At 67.4% G+C, this 20,421-nt stretch carries 22 protein-coding genes; 8 read left to right on the top strand and 14 right to left on the bottom strand.

The window, feature by feature from the left end; genetic code table 11:
* Positions 1 to 42 precede the first annotated feature (42 nt).
* Entirely contained in the window at positions 43 to 1,212 is a 1,170-nt protein-coding gene (locus ON22_RS01920; protein ID WP_033243985.1) for an acyl-CoA dehydrogenase family protein, read from the top strand.
* 49 nt (positions 1,213 to 1,261) lie between these two features.
* Positions 1,262 to 2,071 (top strand): enoyl-CoA hydratase/isomerase family protein, encoded by an 810-nt coding sequence (locus tag ON22_RS01915; RefSeq protein WP_033243984.1) that lies wholly within the window; start codon positions 1,262 to 1,264, stop codon positions 2,069 to 2,071.
* A 6-nt stretch (positions 2,072 to 2,077) separates the two neighbouring features.
* Here the strand turns inward: ON22_RS01915 and ON22_RS01910 are convergent, their stop codons facing one another.
* The 7 genes from ON22_RS01910 to carD form a co-directional block, all read right to left on the bottom strand.
* Positions 2,078 to 2,353: a DUF4190 domain-containing protein gene (locus tag ON22_RS01910; RefSeq protein WP_033243983.1), complete on the bottom strand. Its 276-nt coding sequence runs from the start codon at positions 2,351 to 2,353 to the stop codon at positions 2,078 to 2,080.
* Positions 2,347 to 2,559 (bottom strand): hypothetical protein, encoded by a 213-nt coding sequence (locus ON22_RS01905; protein ID WP_156052277.1) that lies wholly within the window; start codon positions 2,557 to 2,559, stop codon positions 2,347 to 2,349. Before ON22_RS01905 ends, ON22_RS01910 begins: the two co-directional genes overlap by 7 nt.
* A gap of 247 nt (positions 2,560 to 2,806) precedes the next feature.
* Entirely contained in the window at positions 2,807 to 3,778 is a 972-nt protein-coding gene (gene rlmB, locus ON22_RS01900; RefSeq protein WP_033244512.1) for a 23S rRNA (guanosine(2251)-2'-O)-methyltransferase RlmB, read from the bottom strand.
* Positions 3,778 to 5,184, bottom strand: coding sequence for a cysteine--tRNA ligase (gene cysS / locus ON22_RS01895; protein WP_033243981.1), 1,407 nt, complete (start codon positions 5,182 to 5,184; stop codon positions 3,778 to 3,780). The genes rlmB and cysS overlap by 1 nt, the downstream gene beginning before the upstream one ends.
* 274 nt (positions 5,185 to 5,458) lie before the next feature.
* Positions 5,459 to 5,959 carry a 2-C-methyl-D-erythritol 2,4-cyclodiphosphate synthase gene (gene ispF, locus ON22_RS01890; RefSeq protein WP_033244511.1) on the bottom strand — a complete coding sequence of 167 codons (501 nt, stop codon included), beginning with the start codon at positions 5,957 to 5,959 and terminating at the stop codon, positions 5,459 to 5,461.
* A complete protein-coding gene (ispD, locus tag ON22_RS01885) occupies positions 5,959 to 6,669 on the bottom strand; it encodes a 2-C-methyl-D-erythritol 4-phosphate cytidylyltransferase (RefSeq protein ID WP_033243980.1) in 711 nt (236 codons plus the stop codon). The genes ispF and ispD overlap by 1 nt, the downstream gene beginning before the upstream one ends.
* 2 nt (positions 6,670 to 6,671) lie before the next feature.
* Positions 6,672 to 7,160 (bottom strand): RNA polymerase-binding transcription factor CarD, encoded by a 489-nt coding sequence (carD, locus tag ON22_RS01880; protein ID WP_011206964.1) that lies wholly within the window; start codon positions 7,158 to 7,160, stop codon positions 6,672 to 6,674.
* Positions 7,161 to 7,623: 463 nt separating this feature from the next.
* Here carD and ON22_RS01875 point away from each other — a divergent pair, with 463 nt between their 5' ends.
* Together ON22_RS01875 and radA are read left to right on the top strand one after the other, a co-directional pair.
* On the top strand, positions 7,624 to 8,283 hold the full coding sequence (locus ON22_RS01875) for a copper chaperone PCu(A)C domain-containing protein (protein WP_231508542.1): 660 nt from the start codon (positions 7,624 to 7,626) through the stop codon (positions 8,281 to 8,283).
* A 72-nt stretch (positions 8,284 to 8,355) separates the two neighbouring features.
* Positions 8,356 to 9,732, top strand: a complete 1,377-nt coding sequence (gene radA, locus ON22_RS01870) for a DNA repair protein RadA (RefSeq protein ID WP_033243979.1) — start codon at positions 8,356 to 8,358, stop codon at positions 9,730 to 9,732.
* Positions 9,733 to 9,766: 34 nt separating this feature from the next.
* Here radA and ON22_RS01865 read toward each other — a convergent pair whose 3' ends face one another.
* On the bottom strand, positions 9,767 to 10,441 hold the full coding sequence (locus ON22_RS01865; RefSeq protein ID WP_033243978.1) for a hypothetical protein: 675 nt from the start codon (positions 10,439 to 10,441) through the stop codon (positions 9,767 to 9,769).
* A 120-nt stretch (positions 10,442 to 10,561) separates the two neighbouring features.
* Positions 10,562 to 11,185, bottom strand: a complete 624-nt coding sequence (locus ON22_RS01860) for a carbonic anhydrase (RefSeq protein ID WP_033244509.1) — start codon at positions 11,183 to 11,185, stop codon at positions 10,562 to 10,564.
* Positions 11,186 to 11,355: 170 nt separating this feature from the next.
* Between ON22_RS01860 and ON22_RS01855 the strand changes: the two genes are divergently transcribed.
* Positions 11,356 to 12,228, top strand: coding sequence for an HhH-GPD family protein (locus tag ON22_RS01855; RefSeq protein WP_169332442.1), 873 nt, complete (start codon positions 11,356 to 11,358; stop codon positions 12,226 to 12,228).
* 93 nt (positions 12,229 to 12,321) lie between these two features.
* On the opposite strand, the gene ON22_RS01850 is transcribed toward ON22_RS01855, so the two are convergent.
* Positions 12,322 to 13,086, bottom strand: a complete 765-nt coding sequence (locus ON22_RS01850) for an alpha/beta fold hydrolase (RefSeq protein WP_033243977.1) — start codon at positions 13,084 to 13,086, stop codon at positions 12,322 to 12,324.
* Positions 13,087 to 13,436: 350 nt separating this feature from the next.
* On the opposite strand from ON22_RS01850, the gene mhuD reads away from it, so the two are divergent.
* Together mhuD and ON22_RS01840 are read left to right on the top strand one after the other, a co-directional pair.
* Positions 13,437 to 13,748, top strand: coding sequence for a mycobilin-forming heme oxygenase MhuD (gene mhuD, locus ON22_RS01845; protein WP_033243976.1), 312 nt, complete (start codon positions 13,437 to 13,439; stop codon positions 13,746 to 13,748).
* A 228-nt stretch (positions 13,749 to 13,976) separates the two neighbouring features.
* Positions 13,977 to 14,462, top strand: coding sequence for a hypothetical protein (locus ON22_RS01840; protein ID WP_033243975.1), 486 nt, complete (start codon positions 13,977 to 13,979; stop codon positions 14,460 to 14,462).
* A gap of 51 nt (positions 14,463 to 14,513) precedes the next feature.
* Here the strand turns inward: ON22_RS01840 and ON22_RS01835 are convergent, their stop codons facing one another.
* Positions 14,514 to 14,957, bottom strand: a complete 444-nt coding sequence (locus ON22_RS01835) for an OsmC family peroxiredoxin (protein ID WP_033243974.1) — start codon at positions 14,955 to 14,957, stop codon at positions 14,514 to 14,516.
* Between the two features lie 56 nt (positions 14,958 to 15,013).
* Positions 15,014 to 15,469, bottom strand: a complete 456-nt coding sequence (locus ON22_RS01830) for an SRPBCC family protein (RefSeq protein ID WP_033243973.1) — start codon at positions 15,467 to 15,469, stop codon at positions 15,014 to 15,016.
* A 186-nt stretch (positions 15,470 to 15,655) separates the two neighbouring features.
* On the opposite strand from ON22_RS01830, the gene ON22_RS01825 reads away from it, so the two are divergent.
* Positions 15,656 to 16,771, top strand: coding sequence for a sensor histidine kinase (locus ON22_RS01825; protein ID WP_051157059.1), 1,116 nt, complete (start codon positions 15,656 to 15,658; stop codon positions 16,769 to 16,771).
* A 163-nt stretch (positions 16,772 to 16,934) separates the two neighbouring features.
* Here ON22_RS01825 and ON22_RS01820 read toward each other — a convergent pair whose 3' ends face one another.
* Positions 16,935 to 17,585 carry a vWA domain-containing protein gene (locus tag ON22_RS01820; protein WP_174375538.1) on the bottom strand — a complete coding sequence of 217 codons (651 nt, stop codon included), beginning with the start codon at positions 17,583 to 17,585 and terminating at the stop codon, positions 16,935 to 16,937.
* 157 nt (positions 17,586 to 17,742) lie between these two features.
* Positions 17,743 to 20,298, bottom strand: coding sequence for an ATP-dependent Clp protease ATP-binding subunit (locus tag ON22_RS01815; RefSeq protein WP_033243972.1), 2,556 nt, complete (start codon positions 20,296 to 20,298; stop codon positions 17,743 to 17,745).
* Positions 20,299 to 20,421 lie beyond the last annotated feature (123 nt).

Below are 20,421 nucleotides of genomic sequence, written 5' to 3'. Positions count from 1 at the left end.
TCGTATGCTCGTGCGTAACGCTCCCGGAACGAAGGGCACCACATGATCGACTTCACGATTCCCGCCGACCTGGCCGCCGAACGCGACCGGATCCGCCAGTTCGTCGCCGATAAGATCGTGCCCTACGAGCGCGACCCCCGGCTCACCTCGCACGGCCCCACCGACGAACTGCGCCAGGAACTCGTGGAGCTGGCCCGCGCCGAGGATCTGCTCACCATCCAGGCACCCACCGCACTCGGCGGCCGCGGTCTCACCCATGTCGAACAGGCCGTTCTCTACGAAGCGGCCGGATGGTCCACCCTCGGCCCGGTCGCGATGAACTGCGCGGCCCCCGACGAGGGCAATATGTTCCTGCTCTCCAAGATCGCCGATCCGGACCAGACCGAGCGCTACCTGAAACCGGTCATCGACGGCCACCAGCGCTCCGTTTTCGCCATGACCGAACCCGACGGCGCCGGCTCCGACCCGGCCCAGCTGTCCACCACCGCGACCTTCGACGGCGAGAACTTCACCATCGACGGCCGCAAATGGTTGATCACCGGCGCGAACGGCGCAAAAACCTGGATCATCATGGCCGAGCTCGCCGAGAACCCGCATCTCCCGGCCGGCCCCACCCTCTTCCTCACCGACGGCGACCAGCCGGGCATCGTCATCGAACGCACCATGAACACCATGGACCGCAACTATGTGGCCGGGCACTGTGTGGTTCGGTTCGACGGCCTCACGCTGCCGAAATCCGCCCTGCTCGGCGAAGCGGGACAAGCCCTGCGCTACGCCCAGTTGCGGCTGGCCCCGGCCCGCCTCACTCATTGCATGCGCTGGCTCGGCGCCGCCGAACGCGCCCAGAGCATCGCCATCGACCACGCGAAAACCCGCACCGCATTCGGTAAAACAATCGGTGAGCACCAGGGCGTATCATTCATGATCGCCGATAACGAGATCGCACTGCACCAGTGCCGGCTCACCATCTGGCATACCTGCTGGCTCATGGACCAGGGCGAAAAGGCCCGCCACGAGAGTTCGATGGCGAAATCTTTCGTTTCCGAGGAACTGTTCAAGGTCGCCGACCGCTGTGTCCAGATCCTCGGCGGTATCGGCGTCAGTGATGAAACGGTCGTCGAAATGATCTTCCGCGATATGCGCCCGTTCCGGCTCTACGACGGCCCCACCGAAGTCCACAAATACGCCATCAGCCGGAAAGTGCTGCGCTGATTACGGCCCGAAACCCCGGGCGCGGCCGTTCACCAATACACTCCCCACCATGAGTTCGGAATTGCTCGTCGATGTCTCAGCGGGCATCGCCGTCCTCACCTTGAATCGGCCGGCCAAACAGAACGCGTTCAATCCCGCCATGACCGAAGCCCTCGGGGCGGCGTTGAAGCGGTGCGACGCCGAGGACGCGATCCGGGTCGTGGTCATCACCGGAACTCCCCCGGCATTCTGCGCGGGGGCAGATCTGTCCGACCGGGTGGGCGAGGTGAGCGCAAGTATCGACCCGCCCCCGTTCCGGATCCGCAAACCGGTGATCGCGGCGGTCAACGGGCATGCGGTGGGCGTCGGCCTGGCACTCGCTTTGCAATGCGATCTGCGATACCTGGCCGACGACGCGGTGTACGCGCTGAGCCAGGTGCGGCGCGGCGTACTCGCCGACGGCTACGCCCACTGGACACTGCCGCGGCTGGCCGGTCTCGCCAACGCCGCCGATATCCTGCTCACCGGCCGCACCTTCGACGGCGCCGAAGCCAAAGCGATGGGCCTGGCCAATGCCTGCCTGCCCGCGGTGGAGGTACTACCGACCGCGATGGCGGTCGCGCACGATATCGCGGGCGGTTCGGCGCCCCTGAGCGCGGCCCTGTCGAAACGCCTGCTCTGGGAAGGGGCCGGCCTGGAACCGGCGACGGTGGCGCAACTGGAGGCCGATCTGAACGATCACATCGCCGGCGGCCGGGACGCGGGCGAGGCGATGACGGCCTTCCGGGAACGCCGCCAGCCCACCTGGTCGGGTTCGGTCACCGAGGAATGGCCGACCTGGGAACCCGGGAAATGGACCGGGCAGCAGAGCTTGGACTGATCGCCGTCAGCCGCCGGTGATGAATACCAGGACGAACAGCAGCGCCATCAGCACCGCCAGAATCGTGCCGATGACACCCAGTATGAACCCGACCACGACCTGTGTACGGCCACCGTAGGCGCCGCCCGATTCGTCGATCTGATCCAGTGCGCGTTTACCCATCGCCCAGGCCACCGGCCCGGTCAGCCCGAAACACAGCAGGCTGACCGCACCCAGGAGCAGCACCGCCGTCGCATACGGGTGCTCGACCGGCTTACCGATGGGCGTGTTGGGTATCACCACACAACGAATTCTACGGTGCGGTGGCGGTTTTGCGGTCCGGGCGCGACCGAATCGGCGTGGAACCGCCCGCTGACCGGGACCGCGAGTGGCCCGAGCGCCCCCGTCCCGGACAGCGCCGCGGAGCCGGTCGGCGATGTTGCGCCCGAGCCGCCGATCCCGGCACCACCGAACCGGCCCGACAACGCCACCGCCATCGTGCTGTCCATCAACGCCACCGCCTCCGTGCCCAAAGGGGATGCTGCACCCCAGCATCTGGGCCGGTCATTGCAATACCGGCGCGGCACCGTACCCCGCGCGGGCGCGGAGTACGGTCGGCGGCGACGAGGAAGCGGCGCTCCGAATCACCAGGGCAGCACGGACCGCCGCCGAGCAGTAGATTCCGGGCGCGGTCCCGCCGCGGCGCTACGGAGTCAGGCGCTACGGAGCAAACGGTGGGGGGCCGGCGCGGCAAGGTCAGGCGCGGCGCTGTCGTGCTGTTTCGGCCAGTACGACGCCCGCCGCTACGGAGGCGTTGAGCGATTCCACCGGACCCGCCATGGGAATGCTCAGAATCGCGTCACAATTCTCTCGGACCAGCCGGGACAACCCCTTGCCCTCGGACCCCACCACGATCACTGTGGGCCCGGTGGCATCGAAATCGTCGAGCGAGGTGTCACCGCCGGCATCCAGGCCGACGATCTGGACCCCTTTGGCAGCCCAATCCTTGAGCGTGCGAGTGAGATTGGTGGCGCGAGCGACCGGCAGCCGGGCAGCCGCGCCGGCGCTGGTCCGCCAGGCCACCGCGGTCACGCTCGCGCTGCGCCGCTGCGGGATCACCACGCCGTGCCCGCCGAACGCCGCGACCGAACGCACCACGGCACCCAGGTTGCGCGGGTCGGAGATATTGTCCAGCGCCACCAGCAGCGCCGGTTCCACCGACTGCTGGGCCCGGGACAACAGATCGTCCGGATGTGCGTACCGGTAGGGCGGCACCTGCAGTGCCATCCCCTGGTGTAAACCGTTGGAGCTCATCCGGTCCAGATCGGTGCGCGGCACCTCGAGGATGGATATTCCGGTATCGGCGGCGATACGCACGCTTTCGGTGAGCCGCTCGTCGTTCTCGGTACCGACCGCCACGTACAGCGCGGTCGCCGGGACCCCGGCACGCAGGCATTCCACCACCGGATTGCGGCCCAGGACCAGCTCCGGCCCGTCGTCACCGTGCCGGCCGGCCGGGCGGGCACCACGGCCGGTCGAACTCTTCTGAGCGGCACGCGCTTTCGCGGCGGCTTTGCGGGCCGCGGGATGTTTGGTGCGCGCTTCCGCGGGAGGTGTCGGCCCGCGACCTTCCAGTCCACGGCGGCGCTGCCCGCCGGAGCCGACCACCTGCCCCTTCTTGCTGCCGCCTTTGCGGATCGCACCACGACGTTGTGAATTGCCGGCCATCAGCCCGCCTTTCCAGGGGTAGGTGTGCCCAGCGACCATTCGGCACCGTTCGGGGTATCGGTCACTTCGATGCCGGCCGCCTGCAAGCGGTCGCGGACGGCGTCCGCGGTGGCCCAGTCCTTCGCCGCCCGAGCCTGCTGGCGGCGTTCCAGTTCGGCACCGACCAGTACGTCGAGGGCGGCGTCGGCGGCCGAATGATCGGCGGCGGTATGCCAGTGCGGATCGAGCGGATCGACCCCCAGCACATCGAGCATGGCGCGGACCTGGCCCGCATGTTCGCGGGCGGTCTCGAGCACACCGGCATCCAGTGCGCGATTGCCCTCGTGGACACCGTGATGGATTTCGGCGAGTGCCTTCGGGACACCGAGGTCGTCGTCGAGGGCAGCCGCGAAACCGTCGGTCCATTTACCCATCGGGATATCACCGCCGCGTTCGGCGATCCGCTGCACAAAAGCCTCGATCCGCTGATACGACTGAGCGGCGTCGGCGAGCGCTTTATCGGAATACTCCAGCATGGACCGGTAGTGCGCACTGCCCAGGTAGAAGCGCAATTCCACCGGACGCACGGATTTCAGCACATTCGGAATGGACAGCACATTGCCGAGCGATTTCGACATCTTCTCGCCGCCCATGGTCACCCAGCCGTTGTGCAACCAGTACTGCGCGAAACCGTGGCCGGCCGCCTTGGACTGGGCGATTTCGTTCTCATGGTGCGGGAACACCAGATCCATTCCACCGCAGTGGATATCGAATTCGGAACCGAGGTAGAACTCGGCCATCGCCGAGCATTCCAGATGCCAGCCGGGGCGACCGGGGCCCCACGGTGACGGCCACGTGGGTTCGCCCGGTTTCGCGGCTTTCCAGAGCGTGAAATCGCGCGGGTCGCGTTTACCCGTCCCGGCGCTCTCGCCCTGGTGAACATCCTCGAGCCGGTGCCCGGACAAATCGCCGTACTCCGGGTAACTGCGGACATCGAAATACACATTGCCCTCGGAGGCGTAGGCGTGCCCGCGGTCGATGAGCCGTTGCATCAAGTCGACCATCTGGGTGATATGGCCGGTCGCCCGCGGCTCCGCCGACGGCGGAAGCACCCCGAGCTGCCGGTAGGCGCGGTCGAAGGCGCGCTCGTGCGTCGCAGCCCATTCCCACCACGGCCGACCGGCCGCGGCCGCCTTGGTGAGGATCTTGTCCTCGATATCGGTGACATTGCGGATGAACGCCACATCCAGCCCGCCCGCGGCCAGCCAGCGGCGCAGAATATCGAACGCCACACCGCTGCGCACATGGCCGATATGCGGCAGACCCTGCACGGTCGCCCCACACAGGTACACCGAGGCATGTCCGGGTACCAGCGGCGTGAAATCACGCAGGGTCCGTTTCTCGGTGTCGAACAGGCGCAGCGTCACGGCAGTCGATCCTAGTTTCGTTTGTGGATTGCACTCGGAAGTGGTGCAGCGGGGATATGGGCAGGGTAGCGGCAACGACCGGTACTACGGCATTCGGCCGCACTGTCGCGGCAAGGACAGTTGCGGCGGAGCATGGCAACGATCCTGATGACAGGGCGGTGATCTTTGCCACCGCGACGGGGCCGGCAGTGCCGTGCTCATACGGTGTCGACGGGCCCCGGGCTCTTCGGCTCTTGCTGGGTGAAGCGGCTTCGCTGTCCCCGATCGTGTCCGGTTACCGGTCCTCGGGGAGATCGCTCGGCCGCCCCGGACAGTGCAGCAGTGCGGTGGCGACCGCGGCGATACCCTCACCGCGGCCGGTGAGACCCAGCCCGTCACTGGTGGTGCCGGATACCGAAACGGGCGCGTCGAGCAGATCACCGAGCACCTGCTGGGCCTCCGCTCGCCGTGGCCCGATCCGCGGGCGGTTACCGATGACCTGGACCGCGGCGTTGCCGACCGCGTATCCGGAGTCTTCGAGCAGCCGCCGCACTTCCTTCAGCATGGCGGCGCCGGACACCCCCGCCCATTCCGGGCGGCCGGTCCCGAAGACCGATCCGACATCACCGAGCCCGGCAGCCGACAGCAGGGCATCGCACAGCGCGTGGGCAGCCACATCGCCGTCGGAATGCCCCGCGCAACCGTCTTCACCGTCGAACAGCAGCCCGGCCATCCAGCAAGGCCGGCCCGGTTCGATCGGGTGCACATCGGTGCCGATACCGACGCGGAAATCCATCATCGCCCGGCCACCTGCTTTCCCTCGAGCACGGCTTCGGCCAGGCGCAGGTCGAGCGGCGTGGTGATCTTGAATGCGAGTGGGTCGCCGGGGATGGTGTGCACGTCGACACCCAGCCGTTCGACCAGGCCGGCATCGTCGGTGGCACTCTCCGCATACTCGTAGGCGCGGCGCAGCACATCGGCGGCGAAACCTTGCGGAGTCTGCACCGCGCGTAGGGCGGAACGGTCCGGCGTACCCGTCACGATGCCGGCGGTATCGACCGATTTCACGGTATCGACCACCGGTAGCGCCGGTACGACGGCGGGGCGGCCGGCCCGCAGTTCGGCCACCACCCGGGCAATCAGATCGGGCGGGGTGAGCGCCCGTGCGGCATCGTGCACCAGTACGTGGGCGGCCGCACCGGTATACGCCAGCCCGGCGCGCACGGAATCGGTGCGTTCGGCGCCACCGGCCACGATCCGAGCCGGTGCCGCGGGCGGGAGCAGAGCTGCCGTTGCCTCGACGAGTTGGGCGGGCACCATCACTATGATCTCGTCGACAACCCCGGCAGCCATCAATCCACGGACAGCCAACCCGAGCATGGGTGTGCCGCCGACCGGGACGAACGCCTTCGGAGCATCTGCTCCCAGACGTTCACCACGACCGGCGGCAGGAACCAACGCGATGACAGGTCCGGCGTTACGGCCGGACCCGTCCGGTTCGTACACGGTCAGGACGCCGCGGCGAGAACCTCGTCGAGGAGCGTCTCGGCCTTGCCGTCATCGGTCCCCTCGGCGAGCGCCAGCTCACCGACGAGGATCTGCCGTGCCTTGGCCAGCATCCGCTTCTCGCCCGCGGATAGACCACGATCCTGTTCCCGGCGCCACAGGTCACGAACGACCTCGGCCACCTTGTTCACATCGCCGGAGGCGAGTTTCTCGAGGTTGGCCTTGTAACGGCGGGACCAGTTGGTGGGTTCTTCCGTATGTGGCGCTCGCAGCACCTGGAAGACCCGATCCAAGCCTTCCTGGCCCACGACATCGCGAACGCCGACGTATTCCGCGTTTTCCGCGGGAACCCGAACAGTGAGGTCACCCTGTGCGACCTTCAGGACCAGATACTCTTTCTGCTCACCCTTGATGGTGCGGGTCTCGATAGCTTCGATCAAAGCCGCCCCATGATGGGGATAAACGACGGTATCTCCGACCTTAAAAATCATGTGTCCCGTGCCCCTTTCGATGTTCACAGTTTAACACGCGACTCGATAACGGCGCGATCAACTGCGCAGGTCAGGGCCACAACGACCAGGTACTGGGGCTTGACAGGGCGTGTTTGGTGTGCATCACGTTGGGGCCGAACGGGTGTCGGCCCCACACTCCACCGGACCGGCGGGCACCGCGGTACACCGGGGCCGGGAACCTGGGCACGGAAGCCGGATCGTTACCGGTCAGCGGGGGCCAGGGGCGCCACCGAAGACCCGACCGCACGACCCACCGGACACCCCGCTACGAAGCATTACCCGCTCGGCCGCCCGGAAGCGATACCCGCGGGCCATAGGTGCGACAAATCACACAGTACCGATCCCGCAATACCCCCTGACGCCGCCCGGTGCATCCGGGCCCGTACGGCGACTACTACAGTGCCTAGTTGGAGTGCGCCCACTCGGACATGGAGGACAACCCGTGACTGCCCTGACTGCTGTGACTGCCGCGAGCCCGGTCGCCTCGACTCGGCGGCGCCGGCGCCTGGTGCCGGTCGCCGCGCTCGCCGCCGGAGCGGCCATCATCCTGTCCGGCTGCAGCGCCGGCCAGGTCTCGCAGACCGCCGATCAGGTCGCGGCGATCAACGGCAACACCGCCGAAGCCGGCAGCATCTCGCTGCGCAATGTGCATATCGTCTACCCGGGATCGGGTACCCACACCAACACCGCGGGCGGCCAGGCGGCGCTGGCGCTGTCGATCATCAACACCGGCGAAACCGTCACCGACGAACTCACCGGCGTCACCACCGACCTCGGCACGGTGAAGATCACCCCGGCCGACGGCGACAAGATCGAAATCGCCCCCTCCGAAACGATCGTCGTCTCGACCCCCTCGGCAGGCGCGGAAACCCACACCACGGGCGAAACCGTCGACACCGAGGCCGGGGAGACGGAAACCGCCGCCATCGAGATCACCGGGCTGACCCAGAACATCACCCCGGGCCTGACCTACAACGTGTCGTTCAACTTCAAGGAGAACGGCACCGTCCAGGTCGAGGTCCCGGTCGACGCCGGTATCGAGTCCCCCCGCCACGAATCCGAGCTCTCCAAGAGCACCACCGGATCGGCCGGCGGGCACTGAGTCTTTCGGCGCCGACTTCGTCGGCGCAGGTCTTGCTGTCGGTCGGTGTGCGTAAGGTGCGGGGCTGTGGCAGTGACCAAGACCAAAGCCGTCTATCGGTGCTCGGAATGCGCGCACGAGGTTGCCAAATGGGTCGGTAAATGCCCGGCCTGCGGATCGTGGGGCACCGTCGACGAGGCGCTGCCCGCCGCGGGAGCCGCCGGTGCACCGGCGGCTCGTAAAGCGATGCTGCCGAGTACCGCGGCCGCGCCGATCTCACGGATCGATTCGCAGACAACGACGGCCCGGTCGACGGGGGTTTCCGAACTCGACCGGGTACTCGGCGGCGGTATCGTCGCGGGGTCGGTGGTACTGCTCTCCGGTGAGCCCGGGGTGGGGAAATCGACCCTGCTGCTCGAGGTCGCGCATCGCTGGGCACGACAGCGCGACGAGCGCGCCCTGTATGTCACCGCGGAGGAATCCGCGGGGCAGGTGCGCTTGCGGGCGGACCGGACAGGAGCGGTACACGAACGGGTGTACCTGGCGGCCGAATCGGACCTGTCGGTTCTGCTCGGACATGTCGATCAGGTGAAACCCACACTGCTGGTAGTGGATTCGGTGCAGACCATGCTGGCCACCGATAGCGACGGCGTAACCGGCGGGGTCACGCAGGTCCGGGCGGTCACCGCGGCACTCACCTCACTGGCCAAGACGAGCGGTATCGCGGTGCTGCTGGTCGGCCACGTCACCAAGGACGGGGCGGTGGCCGGGCCGCGCACACTGGAACATCTGGTCGACGTGGTGCTGCAGTTCGAGGGTGACAAGAATTCGACACTGCGGATGGTGCGCGGTATCAAGAACCGTTTCGGCAGTGCCGACGAGGTGGGCTGTTTCGAACTACACGATGACGGAATCGCCTGTGTGACAGACCCTTCCGGTCTGTTCCTGCACCACCGGACCGATTCGGTGCCCGGTACGGCGGTGACGGTGGCGATGGACGGGAAGCGGCCGCTGGTCGGCGAAGTCCAAGGGCTCACGGTGGACACCCAGGTACCGGCACCACGCCGGGCAGTCAGTGGACTGGACTACAACCGGGTCGCCATGGTGCTGGCCGTCCTGCAGAGCCGCTGCGGGCTCTATGTCGGCAAACAGGATGTCTACGCGGCAACGGTCGGTGGTATGCGGCTCACCGAACCCGCTGCCGATCTGGCCATCGCACTGGCCATCGCCGGCGCCGCCCGCGATACCGCGCTCCCGCCGGGCTGGGTGATCCTCGGTGAGGTGGGACTGGCCGGCGAGGTCCGCCGGATCACCGCCACCGGACGCCGGTTGGCCGAAGCCGAACGACTCGGGTTCACGAACGCGGTAGTGCCCCCGGGCGTCACCGCGAAGAACACGGGTATGGCCCTGCACGAGGCGGCCAGCCTGCGGGCCGCGCTGCGGCTGGCGGGCCTGTCGAAGAAGAAGTAGCCCGCGCCACGCTACCGGCCTCCGGCCGGGACCGCTATTCCGCGATGTTGAACGGTTCTGGTGCGCTACGGACCGCCCCGAGCTGCGCCACCACGTGGTAGGCCCCGCTGGGAACCTGCACCCGCTCCCCCGCGCATTCGGGCTGCGAGGTGGTACCGGTCCAGGTCACCGTGAAGGCGGCCTGCTCACCTCGATCGAGAGTGCGCAGATCCGGTTCACCGTCGGGATAGCAATCCGTACTGGCCCACAACTGCCGTCCACCGTCCAGCGTCTGCACCGAGACCCGCTGCAACCCCGACCCCATATCGCGGGTGCAGGGCTCACCGGAGATATTCGTGATCACGATCCCGAAAACCGGTTCCTCCCCGACCCGATAGGTCGGCTGGGCCACCGAAACCTTGATGGCCAGCGATTGGTCGGCGCATTGCCCGGACGCGGCGGGCGCGGGCTGCGACGATTCGGCGGCCGAGGTCGTGGCAGACGACTTCTCCGTGGTGGTCGTGGTGGCCGACGGCGCCGAACTCGCCGCGGCTTCCGAGCTCGCCGTGGACGAGGCCGCGGCGCCGGTCGCCTCGGGCGAACCGCCACCCCGGGTTACGGTCACGGCCAGCCAGATCACCACCGCGAGCGCAACCACCAGCGCTCCGATGGCAAAAGCGCGACGCCGCCAGTAGATCTCCGGCGGTAACGGTCCTGTCGGTTCCAACACGTGTCAACGGTAAGCGCATTCGGCGGTGGTGACGGTCAACGGCACACCACGAGCTGCCCCGGAACTGCCACCGCGAGGGTCCGGCCGGTTTTGCGGCCGGACCACACCTGCCGGTTGCCGTCAGACGGTCTCGCCGATCTCACCGACCACACGCTGCAGTTGAGCACGACCTTCGGCCAGCTTGTAGGTGACGCACGCGATGGCGCAGTCGCCGGCTTCCACCCGCTCGGACACGATCTTCGACCGTTCCATGAGCAGGCTGCTCGTTTCCACCACGTGACGGGCTTCGAGCTCGTCGACTGTTTCCAGCCCCTCGCGACGGCCGATCAGCATCGACGGGGTGACCTTCTCGACAACGCTGCGAATGAACCCGCCCGGCACCTCACCGCCGTCCAGTGCGTCCAGTGTCGCTTTGACAGCACCACAGCTGTCGTGGCCGAGGACCACGATCAGCGGTACGTTCAGCACCGCCACGCCGTACTCGATGGAACCCAGGACCGAGGCGTCGATCACATGGCCGGCCGTGCGCACCACGAACATATCGCCGAGGCCCTGATCGAAGATCAACTCCGCGGCCACCCGGGAATCACCACAGCCGAACAGCAGAGCGGTCGGACTCTGGCCACCGACGAGCTTGGCTCGGTCGGCAATTCCCTGACTAGGATGCTGCAATGTGCCGTTCATGAAGCGCTCGTTACCTTCGCGCAGCGACTTCCAGGCACTCACCGGGTTGGACTGGGGCATGGTGTCCATTCTGCACGATTCGAGATTGCCCCCGGCTTCGGTCCCGTTACGGCACGGCGTCGGTAGCCGCGCCGCCGGTGGCATTGCACAGTGAGAACGGAGCGATTCGGGTGAGCAGCGGAGCAGTCGGCGGACCGGTGACGAAGGCGGGCCACGGCACTGCGGGCGAGATACCCCTGGTCGATTCCGATGTGCTGATCGACTGGTATGCCCGCACCGCCCGCGACCTACCGTGGCGCCGGCCCGGGGTGACCGCATGGCAGATCCTGATGAGCGAGATCATGCTGCAGCAGACCCCGGTAGCGCGGGTGGAACCGATCTGGCGGGAATGGGTGGCTCGCTGGCCGGTGCCTTCGGCAATGGCGGCGGCGAGCGCGGGCGAGGTGTTACGGGCCTGGGGCAAGCTCGGTTATCCCCGGCGTGCCCTGCGGCTACACGAATGCGCGCAGGTCTTGGCGGCCGAGCACGGGGACGAGGTCCCCGGCGATGTCGAGGTCCTGCTCGGATTGCCCGGTATCGGCGACTACACCGCGCGGGCGGTCGCCTGTTTCGCCTACGGACAACGAGTTCCGGTGGTGGACACCAATGTTCGCCGGGTGGTGGCCCGGGCCGTACACGGACGCGGCGAGGCCGGTAATCCGGCTACCAGGGACCTGCACGAAACCGAGGCACTGCTACCCACCCGGGTGGACCGGGCGGCGATCTTCTCCGCGGCCCTGATGGAACTCGGGGCGACGGTATGCACCGCCCGTACCCCCGACTGCACCCGCTGCCCACTGCCTCGCTGCGCCTGGGTGACGGCGGGCCGGCCACGCCAGGAATCGACCCGGCGCACCCAGAAGTACGAGGGCACCGACCGGCAGGCACGCGGCCGGCTACTCGATGTGCTGCGTGCAGCAGCCGAACCCGTGGACCGCGTCCGCCTCGACCTGGCCTGGACCCGCGACCCCGGGCAGCGCGACCGTGCGCTGGATTCGCTGCTGGTGGACGGCCTGATCGAGCAGACCCGGGACGGCCGGTTCGCACTGGCGGGCGAGGGCTGAGACCGGCCGGGCCACGTATCCGAACCCACTGCCCGAGGGCCGGCTCACCCGCCCGGACAGACGGTGCGCCCGCGGCCTGCACAGACGGAACGGTCAGCCGCGCGGTGCTGTTTTCGCGGCGAGCACCCGGGTGAGGAATCGCTGGACCGCGGCACGGTAGCGGCCGGGCTGGTCGTCGTGCACGAGATGGCCCGCCTCGGGGATCACGATATGTTCGGCGTCCGGATGGAGATCGGCCATCCGGCGCATCTGCCCCGGCGGGGTGATGGTGTACTCGCCCTCGATGAGCAGGGTGGGCACCCGCACCTGCCGCCACTGCGGCCAGAACGCACGAGTGCCCCATTCCTCGGAGATATCGCGGAATGTGGTGATCTCGCCGTGCAGCCGATAGCCGTCCGAGGTGCGGTCGAATGAGCGCTGGAAATAACGCCCGGCGACCGGGCCGAAGAATTCCAGCAAGGAAGCCTCGTCGGCGAACGGCTGCGGCCAGGCCTCGATCATGGCCGCCCAGTGCGCGGCAGTACGGCCGGTGAAATCGGCCGCCATATCCTCCACCACCAGTGCCCGCACCCGCTCCGGATGCTCGGCCGCGAAGACCCACCCGTGCAGGGCGCCCATGGAATGACCGATGACGACCATCGGCTCACCGATCCCGCCGGTGGCCGCGGCCAGATCCGCGACGAACGCATCGGTCGTCAATTCGGCCGGAGCGGGCCGCCCGTGCCCTGCCGCGTCGAAGGTATACACATGACCGTAGCCGCGCAGCCAGTCGAGCTGATCCGCCCAGGTCCGAGCGCTCCCCATCAACCCGTGCAGCAGCAGTATCGGAACCCCGGACCCACCTTCGTCGTGCAACACCGGCCCGAGTGTAATTCGCCCCCACAGCCCCCACCCCGAGGCCTGTGTAGCCCTGCCAGAGCCCACCCAGACCGCGAATCCCACCTCTTCGTATGGTTCCAGGGTGGGGCCCGCCCGGTTCTGGAGCGACGGAGCGGGGGAGCGAAGCGGAGGAGCGCAGGAGTGAAGAACCGGGCCCATAAGGGCCCCACCCTCGAGACGCGGAGCGTCTCCAAAATTACAGCCCGCCCCTTTTCGGATAGTCCACCCGACATCACTCCGCCGCGGAGTATCTACCCGACAGCAGCGGTCGACAGCCCCGGAACCCGCGTCCTGGAGCACCTAGAGAACTACAGCACTAAGCTCGCAGTATGGCTGTTGTGAAGATCAATGCGATCGAGATCCCCGAGGGCGCGGGTCCCGAACTGGAGAAGCGGTTCGCCCACCGCGCGCACGCCGTCGAGAACTCCCCCGGATTCCTCGGCTTCCAGCTGCTGCGGCCGACTGCCGGGGAGAACCGGTATTTCGTCGTCACCCAGTGGGATTCCGAGGAGTCCTTCGCGGCTTGGCGGGACGGCCCGGCCAAGGACGCGCATGCCGGGCAGCAGAACAAACCGGTGGCCACCGGCGCTTCGCTGCTGGAGTTCGAGGTGGTGCTCGACGTCTCGGGTAAGAACGCCTGACCGATCCTCCCGAGCCGCCCACGCCACCGTCGAATGGTGGCGTGGCCTGTGCGACCATTCGTGCTCATCACCGCGCCTGGTTATGTGCTGCGGCCCGGGGTGACCGAAGTGGGGGCCGGTTCGCCGGCGCTCACCGAGCGGGGCACGCGCCGCCCTACTCGGGTAGCGGAAAGGACTGCTACGGCAGGGTGATTCCCGTTCCGGTACGGCCGCGGCAGTGTCGGGGGCATGAACGAGATCGGCTTACGCGTTGTGGACAGCGCCCCTGCCACCATGCCACGCCCTCGGTCGGTCACTCTCGCGTTTCGCGCGCTGGTCGCCGCGGTGGGTTTCGGTGTCGCGGAAACAGCGGTCCACAGCGTGGTGCAGTTCGGGCAATCGACCGGGTTCGGCTCCCTTGCCGCCGGATGGCTGATGCGCACCGGTATCTACGTCGTGGTGCTGGTGGTGGCGTGGCGGATGCTGCGCGGTGACCGCTGGGCCCGTCTCACGCTCGCGCTCGGGATCGGCGTATTCGGCACGGCCTCACTGCTGGTGGAGCCGCTCAGCGCGCTCGTAGCAGCCGACAGCGCCGGCGACCTCCTACCCGATACGACGGTCGAGAACGCGCTTGTCGCGATCACCCGTATCGGGCATTTCTGCACGGTATTGATCGCGATCCCGGCGATGTACACGCCGGAGGCACGCGCGTGGTTCACGCGCATGCGCCGCTAGCGGCCGAGTTGCCCGGGCTCCCCGCGTTCGCGGGAGAGCCCGGGCAACGGCTCAGGACTCGAGTGCGGCGTCCAGAGTGATCTCGTCGACTCCGGCCAAAGCCTTGCTCACCGGGCATCCCGACTTGGCCGCGGCGGCCGCCGTGGTGAAAGCCGCATTGTCCAGTCCGGACACCCGGCCGCGCACGGTCAGCGCGATCCGGCTGATCCGGAAGCCACCGGCCGGATCCGGGCCGAGCGTGACCGCGGCCGAGACGTCGAGGCTCTCCGGAGTACCGCCCGCCTGGGCGATCTCGTTCGACAACGCCATCGCGTAGCAGGACGCGTGCGCTCCCGCGATCAGCTCCTCCGGGCTGGTGGTGCCGCCGGCTTCCTCGGCGGAACGTTTGGGGAAGGACACCTCGTACTTACCGACTCCGGAGCTGACCAGCTCGACCTGGCCGGAGCCGTCCTGCAGACCACCGGTCCATGCGGTGCGCGCCGTACGTGTGGGCATCACAATCCTTTCGAAGACGAATATGTTCGGGTCCGTTCCGAAACTACCCGTACCCGTCAACCGATCGCAGCGGTTCGTTCGTCGAGGCGGGCCAGCGCCTTGGGCCAGGTCGCGCGGTAGCGGTCGCGGGCGGCTTCACCGGCAAACCCGCTGTGCCGCAGGCGTAACCGGATACCGCGGGGCTGTTTGACGAGTTCCACCCGGACCACGGTCTCCGCGCCTTCGGTCCCCGCCGCTCCGGTCACCCAGGTCATTTCGACGAGCCGCCCCGGTTCGAGCTGTAGAAAGCGCCCGTAATGCGGGTGCATACTTCCCTCGTGCGCGGTTTCGAAATAGAACGGCTCGTTCACCTCGGGCCGCATCCGCACCGTCGCGGGCTCGGCGAACCAGATATCGAATCCCTGGGTCCATGCCAGGTACAACAGTTCGGGCGATGCTTTCATCACCCGTTCCACTGTCAGCTCGTACGGTCGCGCTGACAGGTCCGGTACACGCACTTGCTGGTCGACCATCTCTGGACCATACCCGCGTCGGGGCAGGTGCCGCCGCAGATGCGCCGATCGTCGCGCCGCCGTTCATCGTTCCGGCTCCGATCGGCGGATACGGACCGGCAAACGCCTTGCTACACCGGGAATCCGGGTGTGCACCGCCGCCTTCGCGCGAAGTGCGAATAGGGTGGTGCAGGTGGAGAGTCCGCGATGACGAACTGGCAGATGTTCGGGCTACTGGGTTGGCTTGCGCTGACCGTCGCCCTGGTGGTGCTGTTGCGGCAGCGCCGCGCACTGCTACAGGTGTACCGGGAGCGTGACGCCGCAACCGCAACCGCCGCGCAGCGGCTACGCGAACTCGAGGTGAGTACCGAACGCCTGGTGATCGCGCGGGAGCTACACGACGTGGTGGGACACAATCTTTCGCTGATCAATGTGCAGTCGGGGATGGCGCTGCAACAGGTCGAGAACAAATCGGCGAAGGCCGCGGGCACGGTGGCCGAAATCAAGACCACCAGCCGTAATGCCCTCGAAGACGTACAGGCGTTGCGCCACGCTATCCAGTCGGTGGAGCCGGCCGAACCGGCGCGGCCCGACCGCGAACGGCGCCGTGATCCGGATCCGGGGGCGCGCGGTGAGCGGGAGAAGCGTGCCCGGCGTGGCGGTTTCGGCCGCCGCGACCGGGCAGGTGGCGCCGGCCCGGCCGGGGCCCCCGAGCAGGCGGGCCGGAGCTCCTCCCCACCTGCGGCGCCTGCCCCACCACCGCGTGAACCGGATCCGACGATGTCGGATCTGGAGGAACTACTCCGTAAGCCTCGGCTGGCCGGCCTGACCGTGCACACCAAGGTGATCGGTACCGCCGGTTCGCTACCGGGTGCCATCGACGAGGCGGCGACCCAGATCATCACGGAGTCCCTGGCGAATGTCATCCGGCATGCGCCCAGCGCCGAGGCCACGGTCACCGTGCGGTTCACCACCGATTCCGTGGACCTCACCGTCGACAACACCCGGCCCACCGGTAAACCCGAACAGACGGGCCCGACGCGCGGTATGGGCATCATCGCCATGCGGGAACGCACCCACGCACTCGGTGGCGCCCTGACGGCCGGCCCGAAACCCAGCGGCGGTTTCCGGGTGGCGGCACGGTTACCGAGCCGGCCGCTACGTATCGCATTCGACCCGGACAAGGCACCGCGATCACGGGCCGGGACGGGATCGGGTTCCGGCTCGGACGAGACCAAGCGGACGACGCCGTCTTCCGACCGGCCGGCCGTCCGTGGTAAATCGCCGGACCGGGTCGAAACAGGACCCACTACAACGGATTAGCCGAGAGCGGGCCGCTTTCGACCGAAGGCACCGAAGTCTCCCGCTCACCGAGGACGGCACCGGGATCGGTCCGGCGACCCGATAGAAAGCGCTTCGGCCGCCACGGCGGGCCCGCCGCAGTCATGGGTACGGGTTGGTATGCAGTCCGCGGCGACCGAGGCGGTTACTGTCCCGGGTTGGACCCTTGCCGCTCTTCGTCGGTGAACCCGGCGGCACGGGCCGCCCCCGGGGCGCCCGGAGCTTGCAGCCGGGACGAATACGCGCCCGCGGCCCGGAAGACCCCCTGCACGCCGGCCGGGGCCGCGCCGTAGGTGATCGACTGCTGGGGCGCGAAACCGAGGTCGGTACCGATCTGCACCGCGTCCATATTGGCGCCCAGGAACAGGAAATCCCAGTTGTAGTCGTTCTGCTGCTGCTGGATCAGCGAACGCACAGCGGAATGGGTCCATTCGCGACTGGAGTTCTCGTGGCCGTCGGTGAGGATGACGACGATCACCGTGCCCGGGCGTTCGGACTCGGGACGCGCCGCCAGCTCGGTACCGATATCGGTGACCAGTTTCCCGATCGCGTCGTAGAGCGCCGTACCGCCGCGGGGGTACAGGACCGGCGGCGGGACCTGTTCGAGCGGGGTATTCGAGTACAGGCATTCGTACTCGGTGTCGAACTGGGCGAAGGTCACCCGTACGGTTTTCTCGACCTTGCGCTGCTCTTCGAAGAAGGCGGCCAATCCGCCTTCGGTATCGGATTTGATCGATTGCATGGAGCCGGAGCGGTCCAGCAGGACGGCGATCAGGCTCTGCGCGGGATCGGTCATCGTTACCCCCATTCGAGTTGTTCCCTTGCCGTCAGCCTACGCGCGCACCCGCCTGCACGCCCCTGAGTTCTGCGATGGAACGTCCCGGGGCTCCGGGCATACGAAAGGGCCTGCCCGGCTGTGTAATACAGCCGGGCAGGCCCTTCGCGTGTTGTTCCTACTCGCCCGAGGCGGCCTCGGTGGTGCCCTCACCGGCACCGGTCAGCACGACCTCCGGCTTCTTCTCACCCTCGTCCTTGGTGAGCTTGGTCTTCGGGGTGAAGGTGAAGTGGGCGTCCTCGCCGGACCCTTCGCCGTCCCAGCCCTCGACATCGACCACCACGTTCTGGCCGGCGCCGATCTCGCCGAACAGGATCTTCTCCGAGAGCTGATCCTCGATCTCGCGCTGGATGGTGCGACGCAGCGGCCGCGCACCCAGCACCGGATCGAATCCGCGCTTGGCCAGCAGGCTCTTGGCCTTGTCGGAGAGTTCCATCGACATATCCTTGTTCTTCAACTGGACGCCGACGCGGTTGATCATCAGATCCACCATCTCCACGATCTGATCGGTGGTGAGCTGGTGGAAGACGATCACATCGTCGATACGGTTGAGGAACTCGGGCCGGAAATGCTTCTTCAGCTCGTCGTTGACCTTGAGCTTCATCCGCTCGTAGTTCGAGCCCTCGTTGTTCGACTGGGTGAAGCCCAGGCCGACCGCCTTCGAGATATCCGAGGTGCCGAGGTTCGAGGTGAAGATCAGCACCGTGTTCTTGAAGTCGACCGTACGACCCTGGCCGTCGGTGAGACGCCCGTCCTCGAGGACCTGCAACAGGGTGTTGTAGATCTCCTGGTGGGCCTTCTCGATCTCGTCGAACAGTACGACCGAGAACGGCTTGCGGCGCACCTTCTCGGTGAGCTGGCCGCCCTCCTCGTAGCCGACGTACCCGGGAGGGGCACCGAACAGCCGCGAGGCGGTGAAGCGGTCGTGGAACTCGCCCATATCGATCTGGATGAGCGCATCGTCGTCGCCGAACAGGAAGTTCGCCAGCGCCTTGGACAGCTCGGTCTTACCGACACCGGACGGACCGGCGAAGATGAACGAGCCGGAGGGACGCTTGGGATCCTTCAGGCCGGCACGGGTGCGGCGGATGGCCTTGGAGACCGCCCGGACGGCATCCTCCTGGCCGATGATCCGCTTGTGCAGCTCGTCCTCCATACGGAGCAGACGGGTGGTCTCCTCCTCGGTGAGCTTGAAGACGGGGATACCGGTCCAGTTGGCCAGCACCTCGGCGATCTGCTCGTCGTCGACCTCGGCCACGACATCCAGATCACCGGAGCGCCACTGCTTCTCGCGCTCCGCACGCTTGGCGACGAGCTGCTTTTCCTTATCGCGCAGCCGCGCGGCCTTCTCGAAGTCCTGGGCGTCGATCGCCGATTCCTTCTCCCGGCGGGCATCGGCGATCTTGTCGTCGAATTCGCGCAGGTCCGGCGGGGCGGTCATCCGGCGGATACGCATCCGGGCGCCGGCCTCGTCGATCAGGTCGATCGCCTTGTCCGGCAGGAACCGGTCGTTGATGTAGCGATCGGCCAGGGTGGCGGCGGCGACCAGGGCGGTATCGGTGATGGAGACCCGGTGATGCGCCTCGTAGCGGTCGCGCAGGCCCTTGAGGATGTTGATGGTGTGCTCGACGGTCGGCTCGCCCACCTGCACCGGCTGGAAGCGGCGTTCCAGGGCGGCATCCTTCTCGATGTACTTGCGGTACTCGTCGAGGGTGGTGGCACCGATGGTCTGCAGCTCACCGCGGGCCAGCTTCGGCTTCAGGATCGAGGCCGCGTCGATGGCGCCCTCGGCGGCACCCGCACCGACCAGCGTATGCAGCTCGTCGATGAACAGGATGATGTCGCCACGGGTGTTGATCTCCTTGAGCACCTTCTTCAGGCGCTCTTCGAAATCACCGCGGTAGCGGCTGCCCGCGACGAGGGAACCCAGGTCGAGGGTGTAGAGCTGCTTGTCCTTCAGTGTTTCGGGGACCTCGCCGTTGACGATGGCCTGGGCCAGGCCCTCCACCACGGCGGTCTTCCCGACACCGGGCTCACCGATCAGCACCGGGTTGTTCTTGGTACGGCGGCTCAGCACCTGCATGACCCGCTCGATCTCCTTCGAGCGGCCGATCACGGGGTCGAGCTTGCCCTCCAGCGCAGCCTGGGTGAGGTTACGGCCGAACTGATCGAGGACCAGCGAAGTGGACGGCGTACCTGTTTCCCCGCGGGCACCGGATTCCACCGGCTCCTTGCCCTGGTAACCGGACAGCAGCTGGATGACCTGCTGGCGGACGCGGTTGAGGTCGGCGCCGAGCTTGACCAGGACCTGGGCCGCAACTCCCTCGCCCTCGCGGATGAGGCCCAGCAGGATGTGCTCGGTGCCGATGTAGTTGTGGCCGAGCTGCAGCGCTTCGCGCAGGCTCAGTTCCAGCACCTTCTTGGCACGCGGGGTGAACGGGATATGGCCGGACGGAGCCTGCTGGCCCTGGCCGATGATCTCTTCGACCTGGCTGCGCACGCCCTCCAGCGAGATACCGAGCGACTCCAGCGACTTGGCCGCGACACCCTCACCCTCGTGGATCAGACCCAGCAGGATGTGCTCGGTGCCGATGTAGTTGTGGTTGAGCATCCGGGCCTCTTCCTGGGCCAGGACGACGACACGCCTTGCGCGGTCGGTGAACCTCTCGAACATCGCTCCCTCACTCTCCTGCTCCGGACTCTATGACCGGCTGACGCCGTGGTGTGTCGTGGACAACCGTCGGACTCAGCCTGCCATGAAGGCCAGGGGTTGCGGCCCCCGCCTCCCACTCTAGTT

Origin of the sequence: Nocardia carnea NBRC 14403, from assembly GCF_000308515.1 — a bacterium.
GTDB classification, from domain to species: Bacteria; Actinomycetota; Actinomycetes; order Mycobacteriales; family Mycobacteriaceae; genus Nocardia; species Nocardia carnea.
The sequence above is the reverse complement of the archived record's forward strand: the minus strand, read 5'-3'. Positions and strand labels throughout refer to the sequence as shown.